This is a genomic window from Ilumatobacter fluminis, from assembly GCF_004364865.1.
In the GTDB taxonomy this organism is placed as follows: Bacteria; Actinomycetota; Acidimicrobiia; order Acidimicrobiales; family Ilumatobacteraceae; genus Ilumatobacter; species Ilumatobacter fluminis.
In genome coordinates this window covers 1,258,945-1,280,971 of the sequence record NZ_SOAU01000001.1, presented here as the reverse complement: position 1 = coordinate 1,280,971, position 22,027 = coordinate 1,258,945, and the positions used below count along the sequence as shown (strand labels likewise).

20 protein-coding genes are annotated in these 22,027 nt (G+C 67.7%); 18 read left to right on the top strand and 2 right to left on the bottom strand.

Translation table 11 applies throughout. The features are described from left to right. The first annotated feature begins 7 nt into the window (after positions 1-7). The 6 genes from BDK89_RS05695 (at position 8) to mazG (ending at position 8,590) form a co-directional block, all read left to right on the top strand. Positions 8-1,375 carry a TrpB-like pyridoxal phosphate-dependent enzyme gene (locus tag BDK89_RS05695; RefSeq protein ID WP_133868024.1) on the top strand — a complete coding sequence of 456 codons (1,368 nt, stop codon included), beginning with the start codon at positions 8-10 and terminating at the stop codon, positions 1,373-1,375. Positions 1,376-1,549: 174 nt separating this feature from the next. Next, positions 1,550-2,224: a 50S ribosomal protein L25 gene (locus tag BDK89_RS05690; protein ID WP_133868023.1), complete on the top strand. Its 675-nt coding sequence runs from the start codon at positions 1,550-1,552 to the stop codon at positions 2,222-2,224. 33 nt (positions 2,225-2,257) lie between these two features. Beyond that, positions 2,258-2,878, top strand: coding sequence for an aminoacyl-tRNA hydrolase (pth, locus tag BDK89_RS05685; RefSeq protein ID WP_133868022.1), 621 nt, complete (start codon positions 2,258-2,260; stop codon positions 2,876-2,878). Positions 2,879-2,903: 25 nt separating this feature from the next. Continuing rightward, complete coding sequence (gene mfd / locus BDK89_RS05680) at positions 2,904-6,281, top strand: transcription-repair coupling factor (protein ID WP_133868021.1); 3,378 nt, start codon at positions 2,904-2,906, stop codon at positions 6,279-6,281. A 31-nt stretch (positions 6,282-6,312) separates the two neighbouring features. Continuing rightward, positions 6,313-7,134 carry a peptidylprolyl isomerase gene (locus BDK89_RS05675; protein ID WP_133868020.1) on the top strand — a complete coding sequence of 274 codons (822 nt, stop codon included), beginning with the start codon at positions 6,313-6,315 and terminating at the stop codon, positions 7,132-7,134. Between the two features lies 1 nt (position 7,135). Next, a complete protein-coding gene (gene mazG / locus BDK89_RS05670) occupies positions 7,136-8,590 on the top strand; it encodes a nucleoside triphosphate pyrophosphohydrolase (RefSeq protein WP_133868019.1) in 1,455 nt (484 codons plus the stop codon). Between the two features lie 84 nt (positions 8,591-8,674). Here the strand turns inward: mazG and BDK89_RS05665 are convergent, their stop codons facing one another. Beyond that, complete coding sequence (locus BDK89_RS05665) at positions 8,675-9,598, bottom strand: hypothetical protein (protein WP_133868018.1); 924 nt, start codon at positions 9,596-9,598, stop codon at positions 8,675-8,677. Between the two features lie 113 nt (positions 9,599-9,711). Between BDK89_RS05665 and BDK89_RS05660 the strand changes: the two genes are divergently transcribed. The 7 genes from BDK89_RS05660 (at position 9,712) to BDK89_RS05630 (ending at position 15,773) form a co-directional block, all read left to right on the top strand. Continuing rightward, on the top strand, positions 9,712-11,034 hold the full coding sequence (locus BDK89_RS05660) for a DUF4032 domain-containing protein (RefSeq protein ID WP_166657400.1): 1,323 nt from the start codon (positions 9,712-9,714) through the stop codon (positions 11,032-11,034). Positions 11,035-11,082: 48 nt separating this feature from the next. Continuing rightward, positions 11,083-12,360: a phosphopyruvate hydratase gene (eno, locus tag BDK89_RS05655; protein ID WP_133868016.1), complete on the top strand. Its 1,278-nt coding sequence runs from the start codon at positions 11,083-11,085 to the stop codon at positions 12,358-12,360. Positions 12,361-12,491: 131 nt separating this feature from the next. Beyond that, positions 12,492-13,025, top strand: coding sequence for a septum formation initiator family protein (locus BDK89_RS05650; RefSeq protein ID WP_133868015.1), 534 nt, complete (start codon positions 12,492-12,494; stop codon positions 13,023-13,025). A gap of 5 nt (positions 13,026-13,030) precedes the next feature. After that, complete coding sequence (locus BDK89_RS05645; RefSeq protein ID WP_208293975.1) at positions 13,031-13,588, top strand: NUDIX hydrolase; 558 nt, start codon at positions 13,031-13,033, stop codon at positions 13,586-13,588. Between the two features lie 55 nt (positions 13,589-13,643). Then, positions 13,644-14,636, top strand: a complete 993-nt coding sequence (locus BDK89_RS05640) for a potassium channel family protein (RefSeq protein WP_133868014.1) — start codon at positions 13,644-13,646, stop codon at positions 14,634-14,636. Positions 14,637-14,667: 31 nt separating this feature from the next. Beyond that, positions 14,668-15,348, top strand: a complete 681-nt coding sequence (locus BDK89_RS05635; protein ID WP_133868013.1) for an HAD hydrolase-like protein — start codon at positions 14,668-14,670, stop codon at positions 15,346-15,348. Then, on the top strand, positions 15,345-15,773 hold the full coding sequence (locus tag BDK89_RS05630) for a hypothetical protein (protein WP_133868012.1): 429 nt from the start codon (positions 15,345-15,347) through the stop codon (positions 15,771-15,773). Before BDK89_RS05635 ends, BDK89_RS05630 begins: the two co-directional genes overlap by 4 nt. A gap of 110 nt (positions 15,774-15,883) precedes the next feature. On the opposite strand, the gene BDK89_RS05625 is transcribed toward BDK89_RS05630, so the two are convergent. Next, positions 15,884-16,900: a fatty acid desaturase family protein gene (locus BDK89_RS05625; RefSeq protein WP_133868011.1), complete on the bottom strand. Its 1,017-nt coding sequence runs from the start codon at positions 16,898-16,900 to the stop codon at positions 15,884-15,886. A 66-nt stretch (positions 16,901-16,966) separates the two neighbouring features. Here BDK89_RS05625 and BDK89_RS05620 point away from each other — a divergent pair, with 66 nt between their 5' ends. The 5 genes from BDK89_RS05620 to BDK89_RS05600 all read left to right on the top strand — a co-directional run bounded on the left by BDK89_RS05620 (position 16,967) and on the right by BDK89_RS05600 (position 21,858). Beyond that, positions 16,967-17,719: a PaaX family transcriptional regulator C-terminal domain-containing protein gene (locus BDK89_RS05620; protein ID WP_133868010.1), complete on the top strand. Its 753-nt coding sequence runs from the start codon at positions 16,967-16,969 to the stop codon at positions 17,717-17,719. 68 nt (positions 17,720-17,787) lie between these two features. After that, positions 17,788-19,143, top strand: a complete 1,356-nt coding sequence (locus BDK89_RS05615) for a branched-chain amino acid ABC transporter permease (RefSeq protein WP_133868009.1) — start codon at positions 17,788-17,790, stop codon at positions 19,141-19,143. 3 nt (positions 19,144-19,146) lie between these two features. Continuing rightward, the gene (locus tag BDK89_RS05610; protein WP_133868008.1) at positions 19,147-20,157 is read left to right on the top strand and encodes a branched-chain amino acid ABC transporter permease; all 1,011 of its coding nucleotides are present in this window, start codon (positions 19,147-19,149) and stop codon (positions 20,155-20,157) included. Then, on the top strand, positions 20,147-21,130 hold the full coding sequence (locus BDK89_RS05605; RefSeq protein ID WP_133868007.1) for an ABC transporter ATP-binding protein: 984 nt from the start codon (positions 20,147-20,149) through the stop codon (positions 21,128-21,130). Before BDK89_RS05610 ends, BDK89_RS05605 begins: the two co-directional genes overlap by 11 nt. Then, on the top strand, positions 21,127-21,858 hold the full coding sequence (locus tag BDK89_RS05600; RefSeq protein ID WP_133868006.1) for an ABC transporter ATP-binding protein: 732 nt from the start codon (positions 21,127-21,129) through the stop codon (positions 21,856-21,858). Before BDK89_RS05605 ends, BDK89_RS05600 begins: the two co-directional genes overlap by 4 nt. The last annotated feature ends 169 nt before the right edge of the window (positions 21,859-22,027 follow it).

Here is a 22,027-nt window from a genome sequence, read left to right as displayed (position 1 = left end):
CGCGACCATGGCCGCGACACCCGAGCACAAGATCCACCTCTCCGAGTCGGAGATGCCGACGACCTGGTACAACATCGTCGCCGATCTCCCCGAGCCGCCTCCCCCGCCGCTGCACCCAGGCACGCTCGAGCCGGCCACCCCGGACGACTTCGCTCCCCTCTTCCCGATGGCGCTGATCGAGCAGGAAGCGACCACGGAACGGTACGTCGAGATCCCGGGTGAGGTGCTCGACATCTACCGCATCTGGCGGCCGAGCCCGCTGTTCCGGGCGACCCGTCTCGAGCAAGCGCTCGGCACGCCGGCGCGGATCTACTACAAGTACGAGGGCGTCAGCCCTGCCGGCTCCCACAAGCCGAACACGTCGGTGCCCCAGGCGTACTACAACCACGCGGAGGGCATCACCCGTCTCACGACCGAGACCGGTGCCGGCCAGTGGGGCAGCTCCCTCGCCTACGCCACCGCCCAGTACGGCATGGAATGCGAGGTCTGGATGGTGGGCGCCTCCTACCGCCAGAAGCCGTATCGCCGGACGATGATGCAGGTCTGGGGCGCCGACGTGCACTCGTCGCCGTCCGACCGCACCGAGTACGGCCGCTCGCTCCTCGCCGAGGATCCCGATCATCCGGGCTCGCTCGGCATCGCGATCTCCGAGGCAGTCGAAGCCTGCGTCGCCGACCCCAACGCCCGTTACGCGCTCGGCTCGGTCCTGAATCACGTTCTCCTGCACCAGACGGTCATCGGCGAGGAGGCCCTGCTCCAGCTCGCCAAGGTCGGCGAGACGCCCGACGTCCTGGTCGGCTGCACCGGGGGCGGTTCGAACTTCGGCGGGCTGGCGTTCCCGTTCCTCCGGGAGAAGATGGCCGGGAAGATGAATCCGACCATCCGCTGTGTCGAACCGGCGGCCTGCCCGACTCTCACGAAGGGCGAGTACCGCTACGACTTCGGCGACACCGCCGGCATGACCCCGCTCATGAAGATGCACACCCTCGGCCACGGCTTCGTTCCCGAACCCATCCACGCCGGCGGCCTCCGCTACCACGGCATGGCCCCGCTCGTGTCGCACATCTACGAACTCGGCCTCGCCGAGGCGATCGCGATCCCGCAACGGGAGTGCTTCGCCGGCGCACTGCAGTTCGCTCGCACCGAGGGCATCGTGCCCGCGCCCGAGCCGACCCACGCCATCGCCGCTGCGATCCGCGAGGCGCTGGCGTGCAAGGAGACCGGCGAGGAGAAGGTCATCCTGACCGCGATGTGCGGCCACGGCCACCTCGACCTGTCGGCGTACGAGAAGTACCTGGGCGGCGAGATGGTCGACTTCGAACTGTCCGACGACGCCATCGCCGCCGCCATGGCGGACGTGCCGGTGATCGCCTGATCGCATCCCCGGGTCGGGTGATCTCCCGAAACGCCGACTCCGTCGTCGTTCCGTCCGACACCCGACCCGGTGGTTTCCCGTCGTCGTTCCGTCCGACACCCGACCCGGTGGGGGTTTGGCAATCCCGCGGTAGCATCGATCGCTGCCGTAATGACCCTTCTTCGAGGCTGACCAATGTCTGAGACCGTTCTTCTTGCCGAAACCGGGCGCGCCACGGGCAGCGCCGACGCTCGCCGCATGCGCCGCGACGACCAGATCCCCGCCGTCGTGTACGGCCAGGGCATGGAGCCGATCAGCGTGTCGGTCGCCCGCCGTGACCTGCGTCTCGCCCTGTCCGGCCCCGCCGGCATGAACACCGTGCTCGACCTCACCGTCGACGGCACCGTGTACCCCGCCATCGTGAAGGACATGCAGCGCCACCCCGTGCGCCGCACCGTCCAGCACGTCGACTTCCTCCAGATCAACCTCGACGCCGAGATCCGGGTCAACATCCCGGTCCGTCTCGAGGGCGAGGCCAAGGACGTCATGAACGAGAACGGTCTCGTCGACCTCACGATGTCGGAGATCGAGGTCGCCACGACCCCGAAGAACATCCCCGACGAGATCGTCATCGACGTCACCGACTTCACGATGGAGACCACGCTCACCCTGGGCGAGGTCGCACTGCCGTCCGGCGTCGAAGCCGTCGGCGACCCCGAGTGGACCGTCGTCACCGTGCTCACGATGCGCACCCCCGTGCTCGACGCCGAGGACGAGGCAGCCGAGGCTGCCGAGGCCGAAGCCGCCGAGGGTGAAGGCGACGCCGCCGAGGGCGACGCCGACGCTGCCGGCGACGACGCCGGCGAGTGATCCGCCCCCGGGCGCTCACACAGCACTGACCCGATGGGCCTGTTCGACCGGTCGTCTCGCAAGGGCACCCCGTTCGACTGGCTCGTCGTCGGTCTGGGCAACCCGGGCGAGAAGTACCGCCGCACGCGCCACAACGTCGGCGCGGAGGCGATCGAGCTGCTCGCCGAGCGCCACGACGCCCCGCTCAAGTCCGGTCGCGACAACTCCCTGATCGGAGAGGCCCGATTCGGCACCGGCGCCGACGCGCCGCGCGTCGTCCTGGCGTTCCCGCTCACGTTCATGAACGAGAGCGGCCGTGCGGTCTCTGCCCTCGTCCGTCGCTACGGCATCGAGACGCCCGACCGGATTATCGTCGTCCAAGACGAACTCGATCTCGATCCCGGCGTCCTGAAGGTGAAGAACGGTGGCGGGCTCGCCGGCCACAATGGCCTGCGCAGCATCACCCAGCACCTGAAGACGCAGGACTACCTGCGGATCCGGATCGGCGTCGGCAAGCCGCCGAACAAGGAGCGCGGCGCCAGCCACGTGCTCACCCGCGTGCCCACGCGACAGCGGGAGATCCTCGACGTCGCGATCGCCGACGCCGCCGACGCCGTCGAGTTGATCGTCGACGACGGTGTCGACACCGCCATGCAGCGGTACAACTCTCGTTGATGCTCCGTACCGCCCCGGATTCGGCATGACGCTCACCGACATCCCCCCGTTGCTCCGGAACGAACCGGGGATCACCCGCGCCCTCGGCGAACCGAGCGCTCGGCTGGCGGTCGTCGAGGTCGCACGACCCGTCTCGATCGCCGCCCTCGCCCACCTGAGCAACAAGCGACCGCTCGTCGTCGCCTGCCCGACCGGGTCGATGGCAGGACAGCTCTACGACGATCTCCAGCAGTTCGTCGGTGCCGACGACGTGGCCCTCTTCCCGGCCTGGGAGACCCTCCCGTTCGAGCGTGTCAGCCCGGCCGTGGAGACGATGGGCCAGCGACTCGAACTGCTCTGGCGTCTCCGGAACGACGAGCGCTGCCCGAAGGTGATCGTCGCCGGCGTCCGTGCCCTGCTCCAGAAACTGGGGCCCGAGGCGATCGACGTCGAACCGATCACCGTTCGTCCGGGCGCCGTCATCGATCCCGACGTGATCGCTGCGCAACTCGTCGAGTACGGCTATCGGCGCGAAGAGGTCGTCGAACACCGGGGCGAGTTCGCACGACGCGGCTCGATCGTCGACGTGTACCCGTCGACCGCCGACGCCCCGATCCGTATCGACTTGTGGGGCGACGAGGTCGACCGCCTGACGGTGTTCGGCGTCAACGATCAGCGCTCGACCGCCGACCTCGACGAGGTCCGCATCTTCCCCGCCCGCGAGCTCATCCCCACCGACGACGTACGCGACCGTGCCGCCGAGCTGGTCGGCACCGAGCCGTGGGGTCGGGAACAGTGGGAACGTCTCGCCGAGGGCGCCCACTTCGACGGCATGGAGTCGTGGCTCCCGTGGCTCGTCGACGACGACGTCATGCTCACCGACGTCCTCCCCGACACCGCCAAAGTCGTGCTGGTCGAACCGCGCCGGATGCGCGACCGTGCCAGCGACCTCCTCGCCGAGGAAGACGATCTCGCCCGTGCGCTCGCGAGCACGTGGGCCCGCGACCCCGACAAGGAGTTCCCGCGCCTCCACGCCGATCCCGATGCGCTGCTCGCCGGAGTCGGCTCGTTCTGGACGATCGACTCGACACCCGAGTCGCCCGACACCCCGATGGTCGAGGCGACCGGCTGGGGCCCGGTCGGCGGCGACGGCAGCGGCCTCACCGACCGGCTGAAGGACCTGCTGGCCAAGGGCCACCGCGTGATCGTCGCTGCCGACGGCACCGGTTCGGCCAACCGGCTGCACGAGATCCTGCTCGACCACGATCTCGACATCCCGGTGTCGGAAACCGCTGCGAATCGGATCGTCGTCGCACCGCTGCATCGCGGCTGCAACCTGCCGAACGCCCAGGTCACGATCGTCGCGGAGAGCGACCTGACCGGACGTCGGCGGGCGCATCGCAAGGCACGCACTCGCAAACGCGAGGGAACGACCACCTTCGAAGACCTCAAGGTCGGCAGCTACGTCGTCCACCACCAGCACGGCGTCGGCCAGTACGACGGGATGGTGAAGCGGACGATCGGCGGCGTCGAACGCGACTACCTGCTCGTCTCGTACAAGGGCGGCGACAAGCTGTACGTCCCCTCCGACCAGATCGACACCTTGCGCCAGTACGTCGGCGGCGAGGCACCGACGCTCAACAAGCTGGGCGGCGCCGACTTCTCGAAGGCCAAGAGCCGGGTCCGCTCCGAGGTCCGCCAGATCGCGCAGGAACTCGTCGTTCTGTACCAGCAGCGGGTGAACGCCGAGGGCTACGCGTTCGGGCAGGACACCCCGTGGCAGCACGAGATGGAGGAGGCGTTCCCGTTCGTCGAGACGCCCGACCAGCGCACGGCGATCGCCGACATCAAGGGCGACATGGAGCGCCCCTACCCGATGGATCGCCTCGTCTGCGGCGACGTCGGGTTCGGCAAGACCGAGGTCTCGATCCGGGCTGCCTTCAAGGCGATTCAGGACGGCAAGCAGGTGGCGGTGCTCGCTCCCACGACCCTGCTCGCGACGCAGCATGGCAACACGTTCGCCGACCGGTTCGCCGGGTACCCGATCCGGGTCGAGGTGTTGTCGCGCTTCCTCACGCCGGGCCAGGCCAAGAAGGTCATGCAAGGCCTCCGCGACGGTGAGATCGACTGTGTGATCGGCACCCACCGCCTCCTCGCGGCCGACATCACGTTCAAGGATCTCGGCCTGCTCATCGTCGACGAGGAGCAGCGATTCGGGGTGCAACACAAGGAGAAGATCAAGAAGCTCAAGACGAACGTCGATGTGCTCACCCTCTCCGCCACACCGATCCCTCGCACCCTGGAGATGAGCCTCGTCGGTATTCGCGACCTGTCGCTGCTGCAGACGCCGCCGGCCGAACGCCAACCGATCCTCACCTACGTCGGCGAGTACGACGAGCGTGTCGCGATCGAGGCGATCCGACGCGAACTGCTCCGCGAGGGCCAGGTCTTCTGGGTCCACAACCGGGTCCGGTCGATCGAGACCGCCGCAGCCCGCCTCCGCCAGCTCGTTCCCGAGGCGCGTATCGCCGTCGCCCACGGGCAGATGGACGAGGGCACGCTCGAACAGGTCGTCGTCGACTTCTGGGAGGGCCAGTACGACGTGCTGGTCTGCACGACCATCATCGAGTCGGGTATCGACATGCCGACCGTCAACACCCTCGTCGTCGAGCGCGCCGACCTGCTCGGCCTCGGCCAGATGCACCAGCTCCGCGGCCGCGTCGGCCGATCGGGTCAGCGTGCGTACGCGTACCTGTTCCACCCGCAGGACAAGGTGCTGAGCGAGGAGGCCTACGAGCGGTTGAAGACGATCGGCGAGGCGACCGACCTCGGTTCGGGCTTCAAGATCGCGATGCGCGACCTCGAAATCCGAGGCGCCGGCAACCTGCTCGGTGAGTCGCAGTCGGGCCACATCGCTGCGGTCGGGTACGACCTCTACACCCAGATGGTGACCGAGGCCGTGGCCGAGATGAAGGGCGAGCCGGTCAAGCAGCCGTCCGAGATCAAGCTGGACGTGCCCACCGATGCGTACCTGCCCGAGGACTACGTCGCCAAGGGCGAGCTGCGACTCGAGGCCTACCGTCGCCTGGCCGACGTCACGACCCAGGAGCAGGTCGACGACATCCGCACCGAGTGGGAAGACCGCTACGGGCCGTTGCCCGAGCCGGCCGAAGCGCTGCTCATGGTCGGTCGACTGCGTGCGGAGTGCCACCGACTCGGCGTGACCGACCTGCAGATCACGTCACAGCAGGCGCGCCTCGCGCCGCTCGACCTGAAGCTGTCGCAGGCGACCCGTCTCAAACGGATCGCCAAGGGTGCCATCCACAAAGAAGACCAGCGCCAGCTCGTCGTCCCGATCCCCCGGGGTCAGGATGCGGCCACCTACCTCACGGGCTTCCTGCGCGAACTGTTCCCTGCCGAGTGACGCGACGCCTCCGATGGGTAGGTTGTCGGGCGTGATCCGTCGCGCTCCCCTCGCCGTGCTCGCTGCTGCCGTCGCCCTCACCGGTTGTGGCACCTTCACCGACAACGACGTCGTCGCCGAGGTCGAAGGCGCCCAACTCGACAACGACCAGGTCAAGGTCCTCGTCGGCGAGGAGGTCGGTCTCGACCCCGACGAGGTCACCGTCGTCGACGGCGAGACCGGCCGGTTGATCGTCGGCTCGTTCGTGGGCACCGAGGTGCTCCGAGCCGACCTCGAGGCGCTCGACCAAGAGGTCCCCGACTTCGACGACGAGGGTCTCGGCGCAATCGAGGCCCTCCAGGGCGAGTTCCAGACGATGATCAACGCCTGGACCCAGCTCCCCGCCGAGGTCATCCTCGACGACGAGGTCGTCGCCTATTACGACCAGGGGCCTGTCGACTCCGGTCTGGTCTGCGCCTCGCACATCCTCGTCGAGACGGAGGCCGAGGCCGACGAGGTCGTCGACGCCCTCGCCGACGGCGCCGACTTCGCCGAACTCGCAGCCGCCACGTCGATCGACACCGGGTCGGCGGCGGCCGGTGGCAGCCTCGGCTGCTACCCCGTCGACCAATTCGAACTGCAGTTCATCCCCGAGTTCGTCGACGCCGCACTCGACGCCGAGATCGGTGTGCCGACCGAGCCGGTCGAATCGGAGTTCGGCTACCACGTGATCTACCTGCCGCCCGCCGACCAGCTCGACCCCAACTCGATCTTCGGTCTCCGACTCGAGACGTTCGACGACCGCTACGACATCACGATCGACGCTCGTTTCGGCGAGTGGGATCCGAACGCGATCGTCGTGCCCGTGACGTGACATGAACGGCGACCGGCCCCGCATCGTCATCGTCGGGCTCGGTCCCGGCGGCGAGCAGCACGTCACGACCGAAACGCTGACGGCGATCGAGCGCGCCGACCACCGCTTCCTGCGCACCGCCGTCCACCCGTCGGCGCACCTCGTGCCCGACCCGATCACCTTCGACGACGTCTACGAATCGGCCGACGCCTTCGACGACGTCTACCACGAGATCGCTCGACGGCTGATCGCCGCCGCCGATGTCGACGGCGAGATCCTCTACGCGGTGCCGGGTTCGCCGCTCGTGCTCGAGCGCACCGTTCGGTATCTACGCGATCAGCACGAGGTCGCGATCGAGATCCTGCCCGCCGTGTCGTTCCTCGACGTGGCGTGGGCCCGGCTCGGCATCGACCCGGTCGAGACAGGCGTCACCCTGATCGACGGGCACGAGTTCGCGACCGCTGCCGCCGACGCGAACGGCGCCGTGCTCGTCGCCCACGCCCACGCCAACTGGGTGCTCTCCGAGATCAAGCTGAGCGTCGACGACCCGTCCGGTGCGCTCGACGACATGCCGGCGGTGCTGCTCCAGTCGCTCGGCACGCCCGACGAACGCATCGTGGCGACCACCTGGTCCGAGATCGACCGCACCGTCGAGGCCGACCACCTGACGTCGCTCTACCTCCCCGAGTTCCGAGCCGGTCCGGGAGCGGGCTACGTGCGGTTCCATCAACTCGCACGGACGCTGCGTGAACAGTGTCCGTGGGACATCGAGCAGACCCACCAGACCCTTGTCCCGTTCCTCATCGAGGAGTCGTACGAGGTCGTCGACGCCATCCAGGCCCTCGACCCGGATGACCCGACCACCGACGAGGAACTGATCGAGGAACTCGGCGATCTGCTGTACCAGATCGAGTTCCACGCCACGATCGCCGAGCAGGAGGGCCGCTTCACGATCGACGACGTCACGACCGGCATCCACGACAAGCTCGTCCGGCGTCACCCGCACGTGTTCGCGACGACCGAGGTCGAGGACAGCGAGGACGTGGCTGCCAACTGGGAGGCGATCAAGCGGGCCGAGAAGGGCCGCACCTCGGTGTTCGACGGTGTGCCGTCGTCGCTGCCGTCGCTGTCGTACGCCCACCAGGTGCAGCGCAAGGCGGCCAAGGTCGGCTTCGACTGGCCGGATGTGCACGGTGCGGTCCCGAAGATCGCCGAGGAGACCGACGAGGTCATGGCGGCGCACGCTGACGACGACGCCGACGCGACCGCCGACGAGATCGGCGACCTGCTGTTCGCCGTCGTCAACGTGGCGCGGCACCTCGGGGTCGAACCGGAGGCGGCGCTGCGGGCGGCGTCGAACAAGTTCCGTCACCGTTTCGAGCAGGTGGAGTCACTCGCCCGGGAGCGAGAGATCGACCTCCGAGACGCCGGCCTCGACACCCTCGACGCCCTCTGGGACGAGATCAAGCAGCGCTGACCGACAGAAGGGGTCAGGCACCTTCTGTCAGGAATCGCGGAGTCCAGTCGATCTGGAACGACAGAAGGTGCCTGACCCCTTCTGTCAGGGGCGACGCTGGAGTTCGGCCTGGGCCAGGAGCGACTCGCTGAAGCGTGACCGCAGCTGGTACCGGTGCTGCGTGGCGTCCTCGATCGACCGGCAGGCCTCGTTCGCCGACAGGGTGCCGATGACCTGGAGCAGGGCACCGATCAACAGGTACGCGCCGAGCGTGCCCCAGTCGCCGTCGGTCGTGTCGCGGTCGATCGTCGACAACCCGCCGAGAAACTCCATGTGGGCCAGATACGCGGCACCGATCAGGTACGTCGCCCGCAGCGGACGGCGGCGTGCGTCGGCGGCGATCGCCACCCGCTCGAGGAACAGCAACGGGATCGTCAGCAGCGTGATCTGCAGGACGTAGCCCGCTGCCTGGGTGATGGCGTCGTCGCTGCCGCCGATCACCTCGCGTCCGATCAGCCAGGCGCCGATCAGGCCGACCGGGAGGCTGAGCGATGCCAGGACAGGGTTGCGGCTGTTGCCCGTGCCGCGGCCGACATTGATCGCAGCGAGGGCGATCCACGCCATCGCGATCGGGATCGCGGCGAAGGCCACGTACCGCTCGATGTCCTGCAACAGATCGAGGAGGTCCCACGTGCGGTCGAGCTGCGACGTGAGTACACCCGTGTCACGGCTCTGCTGCCAGAGCAGCAAGAGCAGCACGGCTCCACCGACCGTGAGCAGGCACAACACCGCCAACACCAACGTGAGCGTGACGCGCAAGGCATTGACGACCGGGAACGGTTCGCGAGCCGGGGGTTTGTCACCGCGCTGTTCGCCTTTGGCTCGGCTCGCGATGCGCGACAACGCCGACTCCGACGCCGGCTCGACCTTCTCGGCGGTGACCGTCGAGCGCGCCGCAGCGACGCGCGCTGTCGCAACGCGGCCGGCCTCGTCGATCGTCGGTTCAGGCTGCGCGCCCGACACCGTCATGGGTCCACCTCCACACAGCATCATCGTCGCACATCCGGCCGACCTTGAGACGGTTTCGGGCACTCGACGACATGTCGGCCCGGTCGGCCCCCTCCCGGTGCGACAATGACGTGATGCGCCTCCAGGTCGCTCATCCGGATCAGCACGAGGCGATCGTCGACCTCCCCTACCTCGAGCCACTCGAGTCGTGGAACATGCCGAACGTGCACCGCGTGCTCGGGCTGCACCGCCACGTCGTGAAACTGCTCGAGTTCGGCTCGGTGTCGTACGTCGTGAAGGAGATCCCCGATCACCTCGCCGAACGCGAGTACCGCCTCCTGCGGTGGGTCGCCGATCAGCGCCTGCCGACGGCCGAAGCGGTCGCGCTGGTGACCGAGCGCGAGATCGGCGACGGGCTCGTCATCACCCGCCACCTCGACTACTCGTTGCCGTACCGCTCGCTGCTCATGGGCCGGGGTCTCGAGATCCCCTACCTCGGCGACCGTCTGCTCGACGCGATGGTCGCCCTGTTGGTCCGCATCCACCTGAACGGCCTGTACTGGGGCGACTGCTCGCTGTCGAACATCCTGTTCCGGCGCGACGCCGGAGCGCTCCAGGCGTACATCATCGACCTCGAGACCGCGGAGCGGTACGACAGCCTCTCGGACGGGCAGCGCTCGATGGACGTCATGATCGCGACCGACAACATGGCTGGAGGACTGCTCGACCTGCAGGCCGGTGGTCGCCTGAAAGACGGCATCGACCCGATCACGGTCGCGCTCGCCGTCGAGGAGCGGTACCACGCCCTGTGGCACGAGATCACGGCACCGGCGAGTGCCCGTATCGGCGATGCACAGCCGATGCGCGACCGGCTCGACCGGCTGCATGCGCTCGGGTTCGCGATCGAGGAGATGGAGGTCGTCACCGGCGCCGACGGCAAGACGCTCAACTTCGTCCCGAAGGTGGTCGAACACGGCTACCACCGTGAACAGCTCCAGAGCCTCACCGGGTTGCGCGCCGGCGACAACCAGGCGCGACGGATGCTGCAGGACATCAAGCAGTACCAGGCGTTCCTCCGGACCGAGAAGGGGGCATCGGTACCCCTGAACGTCGCCGCAGTGCGTTGGCTCGACCGGGTGTTCGAACCCGTGATGGCCGCCATCCCACCCGAGATGTTCGAACGCCTGCAGCCCGCCGAGATCTTCCACCAGCTCCTCGAGCACCGCTGGTACATGGCCGAACAGACCGGTCTCGACCTGCCCCTCATCAATGTGCTCGACGACTACCTCCAGCTACTCGCCGACGCGCCGGAGGAACGGGTCAGCCTCGACGACAAGTTCCTCGCCGAAGGACCCGACGCGACCGGGGAGATCCGGATTCCGGCCCTCGACGACGACCTCCAGGAAATGCCCTCGGAAACAACCCGGGAAACGGACGAAGGACCCGAGACGAACTGACCGAACGGTTGGAATCGCTGCCGGGCCGAAACGGATACGGTGATCGGCATGACTGAGATCGTCCATGTTCTGGGCCGTGAAATCCTCGACTCGCGAGGCAACCCCACCGTCGAGGTCGACATCGTGCTCGACAGCGGTGTCGTCGGCCGGGCCGCCGTGCCGAGTGGCGCCTCGACCGGCGAGCACGAGGCCGTCGAGCTGCGCGACGGCGGCGACCGCTACGGCGGCAAGGGCGTCCAGAACGCCGTGGGATTCGTGAACACCGAGTTCCGCGACCTCCTCCTCGGCGCCGACCCGTTCGACCAGCGCGCCATCGATCTCGCGCTGCTCGATCTCGACGGCACCGACAACAAGGGACGTGTGGGCGCCAATGCGATCCTCGGCACCAGCCTGGCGGTGGCCAAGGCGGCGGCGTCCGACGCCGACATCCCGCTCTACCGCCACGTCGGCGGCGCGAACGCACACGTTCTCCCTGTCCCGATGATGAACGTCCTCAACGGCGGCGTCCACGCCGACAACTCGGTCGACTTCCAGGAGTTCATGATCATGCCCGTCGGCGCGGCCTCGTTCAGCGAGGCGTTGCAGATGGGCACCCAGACGTACCACGTCCTCAAGAAGGTCCTGCACGACAAAGGGCTCAGCACGGCCGTCGGCGACGAGGGCGGCTTCGCCCCCGACCTGGCGACGAACGAGGACGCCATCAAGCTGTTGCTCGAGGCCGTCGAGGCCGCCGGCTATACCCCGGGCGACGACATCGCGATCGCGCTCGACCCCGCCGTGAGCGAGCTGTACCGGGACGGCGCCTATCACCTCGAGGGCGAGGGCAAGGTCTTGTCGTCGAACGAGCTCGCCGAGTATTGGGCGCGCATCGTCGACACCTACCCCGTCGTGTCGATCGAAGACGGTATGCAGGAAGACGACTGGGACGGCTGGGCAGCACTCACCGCAGCCATCGGAGGCCGCTGCCAGCTGGTCGGCGACGACCTGTTCGTGACGAACGTTCGCCGCCTCCAGACCGGCATCGACCAGTCGGTCGCCAACTCGATCCTCGTGAAGGTGAACCAGATCGGTTCGCTCACCGAGACGCTCGACACCGTCGAGCTCGCGACACGCCACTCGTACACGGCCGTGATGTCGCACCGCTCGGGCGAAACCGAGGACTCGACGATCGCCGACCTCGCCGTCGCCACGAACTGCGGGCAGATCAAGACCGGTGCGCCCGCCCGTTCCGACCGCGTGGCGAAGTACAACCAGCTGCTGCGGATCGAGGCCGAACTCGGCGAGACCGCCGAGTTCCGCGGCCGAGCTGCCCTCGCGCCGCGCTGATCACCGGCTGAACGCCGGCCGACCACCGGCTCACCTCGGCCCAGGTGCATCTCGATCGGGAGCCCGGCTCGGCGACGTTCGTCACGGGCCGGTGCCACCGATCGGGCGGCTCCGGCTGACAGACTCTCTGCGTGCCCGATCAACGAACGACGCTCGACAAGCCGGCGCGCCCGGCGGCCGATGCCGGTCGTTCGCGCCTCGGCGACGTCACCCGGCCGGTGGTCCGCGACCGTCGGGTGCTGGTGGGCCCGCGCAGCAGCACGGTGCTCCTCGCCCTCGTGGCACTCGGCATCGCCGGCGCGCTCGCGTACGCCCTGTTCGGCATCCCGTTCCGCACCCTCTTCGAACAGGACGAGCGGATCGCCGAACGGACCGAACAGGTCGACGAACTCGAGGCGGTCGTCGCCGATCTCCGCAGCGAGGTCGACCGCCTCAACACCGAGGACGGCATCCGCGAGGCGGCACGTGAAGAACTCGGCTACGTCGAGACCGGCGAGATCCGCGAGTCGATCCTCGACTACCCCGATCTGCCCACCGACCTGCCGAACGGTTGGCCGTACAGCGTCGTGAACGAGATCACGACCGTCCGCCGAGGCGGGCTCCCGGCGCCGAGCGGCGCCGTCGCACCGGCTCCCACCACCGTCGCCCCCACCGACGACGGCTGACCACCGTGCCCGACACACCGCCCGACGAGGCGGGTCGCTGGATCGACCGTGGCGACACCGAGCTGTACGACTGTCCGTGGCTCCGACTCGTCACGACCGACGTCGAACTGCCGGACGGGACGCGGATCGACCATCACGTCGTGCGCCTGCCGCATCCGGCCGCCGGCACGATCATGGTGCGCGACGGCGCGGTGCTGCTGCTGTGGCGACACCGCTTCATCACCGACACCTGGGGGTACGAGCTTCCGGCCGGCGCGGTCGACCAGGGCGAATCGCCCGACGACGCTGCTCGCCGCGAAGCGGTCGAAGAGTCGGGGTGGCGACCCCGGACGGTCGAGCGGATCTGCTCGTTCCATCCGGCGAACGGCGTGCTCGACCAGGTGTTCCACATCTACGTGAGCCACGACGCCGAACACATCGGTCCGCCGAGCGACGTCAACGAGGCCGCACGCATCGAGTGGGTGCCGGTCGAACAGGTCCGGCACCACATCCTGAGCGGCGGCATCACCGACGGCCTGAGCTTCGGCGGTCTGAGCTTCGCCTTCACGGCCGGCATCCTCTGACCCGATCCGTCAGGATCGATCCCCCGGCGCCGGCGCCGATTAGCGTGACCGATCGATGAAGACCACGATCGGACGGCTGCGCATCGCCATCGCGATGGTCGTGACGATCTTCGTCGTCGGCACGATCGGCTACGTCATCCTCGGGCTCGCCCTGCTCGATGCGATGTACATGACGATCACGACGATCACGACCGTCGGGTATCGCGAGATCACCGGCCCCGACGTCACGGTGCCCGAGAAGATCTTCACGATGATCCTCATCGTGGTCGGGGTGAGCACGGTGCTCTACACCTTCACGCTCACGATCCAGTCGGTCGTCGAGGGTCAGCTGCGCGAGTTCGTCGGGAGGAGACGGATGGACAAGAAGATCTCCCAGATGCACGATCACGTCATCGTGTGCGGCTGGGGACGCGTCGGCAAGGCGGTCGCGACCGACCTCCACCACTCCGGCCGCGAGGTCGTCGTGGTCGACGTCGACGAGAACCGGCTCCGCGGCATCGCGCTGCCGACCGTCGCCGGCGACGCCACGGAGGACAGCGTCCTGCGGGCGGCCGGGATCGAGCGGGCGTTCGGGCTGATCGCCGCACTCGACGGCGACGCAGAGAACCTGTTCGTCACCCTGTCGAGCCGGGCGGCGCGACCCGACCTGTTCATCGTCGCCCGGGCGCGTCAGGACGAGAGCGTCGCCAAGCTGCAGCGCGCCGGCGCCGACCGGGTCGTGAACCCGCAGGAGCTCGGCGCCGCCCGCATGGCCTCGTTCGTCGTCCAGCCGAACGTCGCCGAGTTCATCGACATCACGATGCACGAGCGGTCGATGGACTTCCGGATGCAGGAGCTCGAGATCTCCGAGCACTCTTCGTTGGCCGGCGTCACGCTGCGGGAGGCGAACCTGCGGCAACGGGCTGGTGTCCTGGTCCTCGCTCTCCGCGGCGACGACGGGACGTTCAACACGAACCCGGATCCCGATACGGTGCTGCACGCCCGCAACGTGATCATCGCGGTCGGCACCGTCGACGCCCTCGAGAAGCTCGACGAGGTCAGCACGTGATCCGTCACCACGCGACCTCGGAGAAGCACTGATGTCACGCACCCACGTCCTGCTCGACCTCGACGGCACCCTGTCGCACTCCGAGCCGGGCATCCTCCGTTCGCTCCAGTGGGCCTTCGAACAGGAGGGGTTCCCCGTCCCGACCGAGGCCGAGGTCCGTTCCGTGATCGGTCCGCCGCTCGAGATCGGCCTCCCGTCGATCGGCGTGCCCGACGACGCCCTCGAACGGGTCATCAACACGTACCGAAGCCGCTACGAGACGACCGGCGCCTTCGAGAACACGCTGTACGACGGCATTCTCGAGATGCTCGACTCGATGTCCGCGCAAGGCCTGTCACTGTCGATCGCCACCGCCAAGCCGGAGAAGACCGCCCATCCGATCCTCGACTACTTCGACATCGCGCACCGGTTCGAGGTCAGGGCCGGTGCCACGATGACCTCGGAGCGCCGCACGAAAGCCCAGGTCATCGCGTACGCGCTCGACGGTCTCGGGATCTACGGCCATCCGGATCTGGAAGAGATGGTCATCATGGTCGGCGACCGCGACCACGATGTCGTCGGCGCGATGCACCACGGGATCCCCTGCATCGGCGTCACCTGGGGCTACGGCTCGATCGAGGAACTGCTCGGATCGGGCGCCGTCGCCCTGGCCGACACCCCCGCGGAAGTTGCAGAGCTCGTCGCACAGCCGTACCGTTTGCGGAGCTCATGACGCAACCCCTCGACGCCTCATCCCTCGACCCGGCAGCGCCGGCGCCCACCGCAGCACCGACGTCGCAGTCGGGCGCGGATCGCTTCATGCGGCGCCTGCTCAGGCTGCCGGTCGATGGGCCGAAGGCGACGGCAGCCGAAGCGCAGAAGGCGTTCCAGACGTCGATCCTGGTGGCGGCGTTCCGCTGCATCGTCATGTACATCTTCTTCCCGTTCGTGCTGCCGGCGATCGGCGTGGCGCGCGGGGTCGGGCCGTGGGTCGGTCTGACGATCAGCGTGGTGGCGATCGTGGCGATCGTCATGAGCATGCGCCGCTTCTGGCGCGCCGACCACTCGAAGCGCTGGCACTACACGGTGCTGGGCGGCGCCGTCATGGCGTTCATGGTCTTCGAGATCGTGCGCGACATCGCCGAGATCGCCGGCTGAACCCCTGCTGGTCGGTTGATGTCAGACATCAACCGACCGATCCGAAGCGGCCCCTCCGACGAACTCGTCGGTTGATGTCTGACATCAACCGACGTCGACGGACCGATGGGTCAGTCGTCGAAGGCGAGGAAGCTCGTGCCGGTCGCCTGCTCGCTCTTCGCACCGGCCTGACCCGACGAGCACGCCTTCCAGAACGCCCGGTAGCTCGGGTACTCGAGTTCGGGCGTGATCCAGCCGGTCGCGACCAACTCGTCGTGGAGGCGGGGCAGGTTCGTCCACGGCACGCCCATGTCGGCGTGGTGCGCCAGGTGCCAACCCGTGTGGTACGGCACCATCCAGTACCGGGCGAGGAGCGATTGCCGGATGATGTGGGTCGTCTCCCGACGGTCTCGTGAACGCTTCATGCCGCCGTGTTCGGCGATCGCCCTCAGTCGGTTCGAGAACTTCCACAGCGTCGACCACGACGCCAACCACACCACGTACGCCCACGGGCGCTGGAACGCGATCGCGAGCGCGATGAGGCCGGCGTGGAGACCGACGATCATCAGCGCCTCGGACTTGCCGTGGCGAGCGGCCGAGAACAGCACCTTCAGGTTCTTGTACGCGCTGACGCCGGTGAGGTCGCGGCGCAGCTTGCGGTGCCACGAGTCCTTCGGGATCGGATAGCCCGCGTACAGCGACAGGTCGGGTTCGTCGGGGCCCATCTCGTCGCGGTGGTGGGCGAAGTGGGCTCGGCGGTAGGCCAGCATCGCTGTGTACGACGAGTACGACATGAAGCGTCCGACACCGTCGTTCAGTCGACGGTTGCTGAACAGGAGTCGGTGCGCTGCCTCGTGACCGAGGATGTTGAGGCACACATGGCCGCGTGCCATGAGGAAGAACGCGATCACGTACCCCCACCACGTGTTGATCACCGCAGCGGCGATCACGACGCCGTACGACTGGAGCAGCGTCATCACGACGGCGACGGCGTTGCGTGCGTTCGGGATGCGTCGCAGGTCGTCGCGCAGCTCGCGCACCGGCATCCCTCGGGCGTTGAAGCGGTCGTTCGGCAGCACGTCGGGCAGCGCCTCGGCGGGCGGCACCATCGTGGGCGGAACGGTGCGCGGGACGGCGGTTGCGCTCATGGCCTGATGTTACACGAATTGATCACAGCGAGCAATGTTGTGTGACATCGGCCAGACTGGGCGACGATGCGACCGCTGAACGCACGATCGATCGCCCTGTCGACGCTGCTCGGCACCCACCCGCCGTCGTTGCCGGCGAGCTCCCTCGTCGCATTCGGCGAGCTCTTCGGCATCAACGGGGGAACGATGCGGACGGCGCTGTCGCGGCTCGTCGCGTCCGGCGACGTTGAACTCGACGACGGCCGCTACGCCTTGGCAGCCCGTCTCCGGGCCCGCCAGGCCGCGCAGGACTCGGGGCGCCGTGTCGCCGACACGGCATGGGACGGCCGATGGCACACGGCGATCGCCACGGTCGACCACCGCGACCTGGCCGAGCGACGCCTCGTCCGCGGCGTCATGGACAACCACCGCTTTGCCGAGCTCCGCCCGACGGTCTGGATGCGGCCGGCGAACCTCCCGGCCCCCGAACTGGGTTCGGATTGGATCGTCGTCACGGCCGAGCCGGACGGCACGCCCCCACAGCTGCTCGCGGACCGCCTCTGGGCCCTCGATGAACTCGCCACCCTCGCCGGCGATCTCCTCACACGACTCGCCGAGACCGAACGGGCGCTCCGCACGGACGATCCGAACGAGATCCCGCCGGCGTTCACGTTGGCTGCCGAGGCCCTCCGCTTCCTCAGGAACGAACCGCTGTTGCCGCCGGCGCTGACCCCCGCCGACTGGCCCGTCGACCGCCTACGAGACGACTACGAGCGGTTCGAAACGCGGCTGCAAGCGATGATGGCCCCGTTCCTCCGCGGCCAGACGACCAGCCGGTGAACGGCGGGTGACGAGACGAATCGCCGATATTCCACGTGCACGCCCGGAGTGACCTACAGTGTCCGACAATGTATTCGGGGAGGACCATTCTGAAGGGCCTGCTGGCGATCATGACAGCAGCGCTCACACTCCTCGGCCTCGCATCACCCACACTCGCCCAGGACTCCGGACCTGCGATCTTCGGCTCCCTCGACTACGAGGACCCAGAGCTCGAGGAAGACATCCCGGCAGCCGGGGTCGTGTTGACCGTGAGCGGCGCCGACGGGTTCGAGGCCACGGGGACGACCGACGACGCGGGTGAGTTCCGTGTCGAGGTACCCGCCGACGGCGCTTACAGCGTCGAACTCGACATCGAGACGCTGCCCGACGGGGTGAGCCTCCGCAACCCCGACAACAACCCGCTCGAGACCGAGGTCAACGACGGCCGCGACCGCCGGGTGCTCTTCCCGCTCGTCCTCGGGGAAGGCGGCGACGACGGCGGCAGCTCCACGTTCAGTGGCCGCCGCATCGCCCAGCTCACCGCCGAGGGACTCAAGCAGGGGCTGTACCTGGCGATGGCGGCGATCGGACTCTCGCTCATCTTCGGCACGACCGGCCTCACGAACTTCGCCCACGCCGAGCTCGTCACATGGGGCATGCTGACGACCTACTTCTTCAACTTCTACGGGTTGGCCGGCGTGATCGGCTTCCTCGCCCCACTGCCACCACCGTTCGGTGGCGGCGTCAATCTCGTGTTCGCCGCAGTACTCGGCATGATCTGCGGCGGTGCGCTCGGCTGGTTCATCAACCGCACGATGTTCCGACCCGCCCGCAGGGCCGGAGTCAGCCTCATCGCCCAGATGGTGATGACGATCGGCTTGTCGATCCTCCTGCGCTACTTCATGCTCTACATCTTCCGGGGCGGCCCCCGATCGTTCGGCGACTTCGCCGCCCAGCGTGCGAAGTCGATCGGCCCGATCGAGCTCACCGCGAAGGACATGATCGCCATGGGCTTGTCCGTGGTCATCCTCCTCGGCGTCGGGCTCTACCTGCAGATGACCCGGATGGGCAAGGCGATGCGAGCCGTCGCCGACAACCGCGAACTCGCCGAGTCGACCGGCATCGACGTCGAGAAGGTCATCAGCCAGGTCTGGGTGTGGGGTGCCGCACTCGCTGCCCTGTCGGGTGTGTTCTTCGGCCTCGACCAGGTCAAGTGGGACTTCGGCTTCCGCATCCTGCTGCTCGTCTTCGCCGCCGTCGTACTCGGCGGTCTCGGCTCGGCCTACGGGGCGTTGCTCGGGTCACTCATCGTCGGCCTCGTCATCAACCTGTCGACGCTGTTCATCGACGCGGAGGTGAAGAACATGGTCGCCCTCGTGATCCTCGCCGTGGCGCTCATGGTCCGACCACAAGGTCTGCTCGGTCGAGCGGAGAGGATCGGATAGCCGATGGATTGGGGATTCATTCTCGAACGCACCTTCTCGACGATGTTCGGCGTCGAGGTCATGGTGTTCGCGCTCGCCGCCGTCGGACTCAACGTCCACTTCGGCTACACGGGCCTGCTCAACTTCGGCCAGGTCGGCTTCATGGCCGCCGGCGCCTACGGACTCGGCGTCACCATCCACTACTTCGAGTGGAGCTTCATGGTGGGTGTCGCCTTCGGCATCGTCTACTCGCTGATCCTCGCCGCGATCCTCGGTCTGCCGACGCTGCGCCTCAGAGGCGACTATCTGGCGATCGTGACCATCGCAGCGTCCGAATCGATCCGGCTCTTCGTGCGCTGGCGCCGCATGAAGGAGTTCACCGGGGCCTCCGAGGGACTCGGCGAGTTCGCCGACCCGTTCTACGAGACCTCGCTCAATCCGTTCGACGTCGGCGTCCGATACGACTTCGGGCCGTTCAGCTACCTCGGCCGAGACCTGTGGGTCCTCACGGTCGGCTGGATCGTCCTGATCCTGACCGTGCTGTTCGTGAAGCGCCTGATGTCGTCCCCGTGGGGTCGAGCACTCAAGGCCATCCGTGAAGACGAGGACGCCGCCCGTGCGCTCGGCAAGAACGCCTACTGGTTCAAGCTCCAATCGCTGATGCTCGGCGGCGTCATCGGCGGCATGGCCGGCATGCTGCAGGTCATCCAGAAGGGTTCGATCCAGGCCGACACGTTCAACCCGGTCATCACCTTCACCATCTGGGCGATCCTGATCCTCGGCGGCCCCGGCCGCACCTGGTCGCCCGTCATCGGCTCGATGATCTACTGGACGCTGATCGCCTTCCTCGAGACCACGCTGCGCGAACTGCCCGACGGTGCGTCGAACGCACTCGAGGACACGATCGAGCTCAGCGACTTCAACATCAGCCAGGTGCGCTTCATCATGGTCGGTCTCGGCCTGATCCTGCTGGCCAGGTACCGACCACAAGGCATCTTCGGCTCACGAGAGGAGATGGCGCTCGATGACCGATGAACAGCGCCCCGGGATCGAATTCGGCAAGACCGCCGGTGGCGGCGGTGCCGCTGGAGCGATCCACGATCACGTGAATCCGGTGGCCGGCGTCTTCGACGACGTCGAGCCCGTACCGGGTTCGAAGAAGCCGGACCCGATCCTGATCGCCGACCACGTCACCAAGACGTTCGGCGGCCTGACCGCCGTCGACGTCGAGCACCTCGAGATCCAGCGTGGTGGCATCACCGCGCTGATCGGACCGAACGGTGCCGGCAAGACGACGTTCTTCAACCTGCTCACCGGCTTCGACAAGCCGAACACCGGTCACGTCGTCCTCGACGGTCAGTCGATCGACGGTGTGGCACCGCACAAGCTCGCGAACCGTGGCATGGTGCGCACGTTCCAGCTCACCAAGGCGCTGTCGCGCATGACCGTCATCGACAACATGAAGCTCGGTGCCGTCAACCAGACCGGCGAGCACTTCTGGCGGGCACTGCTGCCGATCTGGAAGCGTCAGGAGCAGGAGATCGAGGGACGTGGCGACGCCCTCCTCGATCGCTTCAACCTCACCCACATGCGCGACGAGTTCGCCGGCACCATGTCGGGCGGCCAACGCAAGCTCGTCGAAATGGCCCGAGCACTGATGACCGACCCGAAGCTGGTGATGCTCGACGAGCCGATGGCAGGCGTCAACCCGGCCCTCACGCAGTCGCTGCTCGGCCACGTCAAGGGGCTCCGCGCCGAGGGGCGCACGGTCATCTTCGTCGAACACGACATGGACGTCGTCCACGACATCTCCGACTGGGTCGTCGTCATGGCCGAGGGAGCGATCATCGCAGAGGGGACGCCGGACGACATCGCTGCGAACCCCGACGTGATCGACGCCTACCTCGGTTCGCACCACGACTCCGACTTCGAGAGCTGGAGCGACGACGAGATCGCTCAGGCCGAGTCGGCCGACGACACGCCCGCCGGCGAGGAGGGTTCCCCATGAGCGACGAATTCCTGATCCACGTCGACAACGTCCGCGCCGGTTACGTGCCGGGTGTCGACATCCTCAACGAGTGCTCGCTCGAACTCCGCCAGGGCGAGCTGATCGGCATCATCGGCCCGAACGGCGCCGGCAAGTCGACCCTCCTCAAGGCACTGTTCGGCCTGCTGTCCGTTCGCGAGGGCCAGGTGCTCTACAAGGGCGAGGACATCTCCGACGCCCCGGCGCACGAACTGGTCGAGAAGGGCATCGGCTACGTACCCCAGCGCGACAACGTGTTCCCGTCGCTGACGGTGCAGGAGAACCTCGAGATGGGTGTCTTCCTGCGACCCTCGATCTTCAAGGAACGGCTCGACTTCGCCACCGAGATCTTCCCGCGCCTCGCCGAACGCCTCGGCCAGCGCGCCGGGTCGCTGTCGGGCGGCGAACGCCAGATGCTGGCGATGGGTCGCGCGCTGATGATGGACCCCGAGGTCATCTTGCTCGACGAACCGTCCGCCGGCCTCTCCCCCGACCTCCAGGACCAGGTGTTCCTCCGGACCCGCGAGATCAACAAGGCCGGCGTGTCGGTCGTCATGGTCGAACAGAACGCACGGCGATGCCTGCAGATCTGCGACCGCGGCTACGTGCTCGACCAGGGCACCAACGCCTACAGCGACACGGGTCGCAACCTCCTGCACGACCCGAAGGTGATCGAGCTCTACCTCGGCACCCTCGCCCGAGTCGACTGACGCAACGCCAGCCCGGCCGGTTGGTCGGTTGATGTCAGACATCAACCGACACTGCGCATGCTGCTTCGCTCACCGGGCCGGTCGGTTGATGTCTGACATCAACCGACCGGCCCCAAAAACGACGAGAGCCCGCTGCTCCGGTCGGAACCGGAGCAGCGGGCTGCTCGAT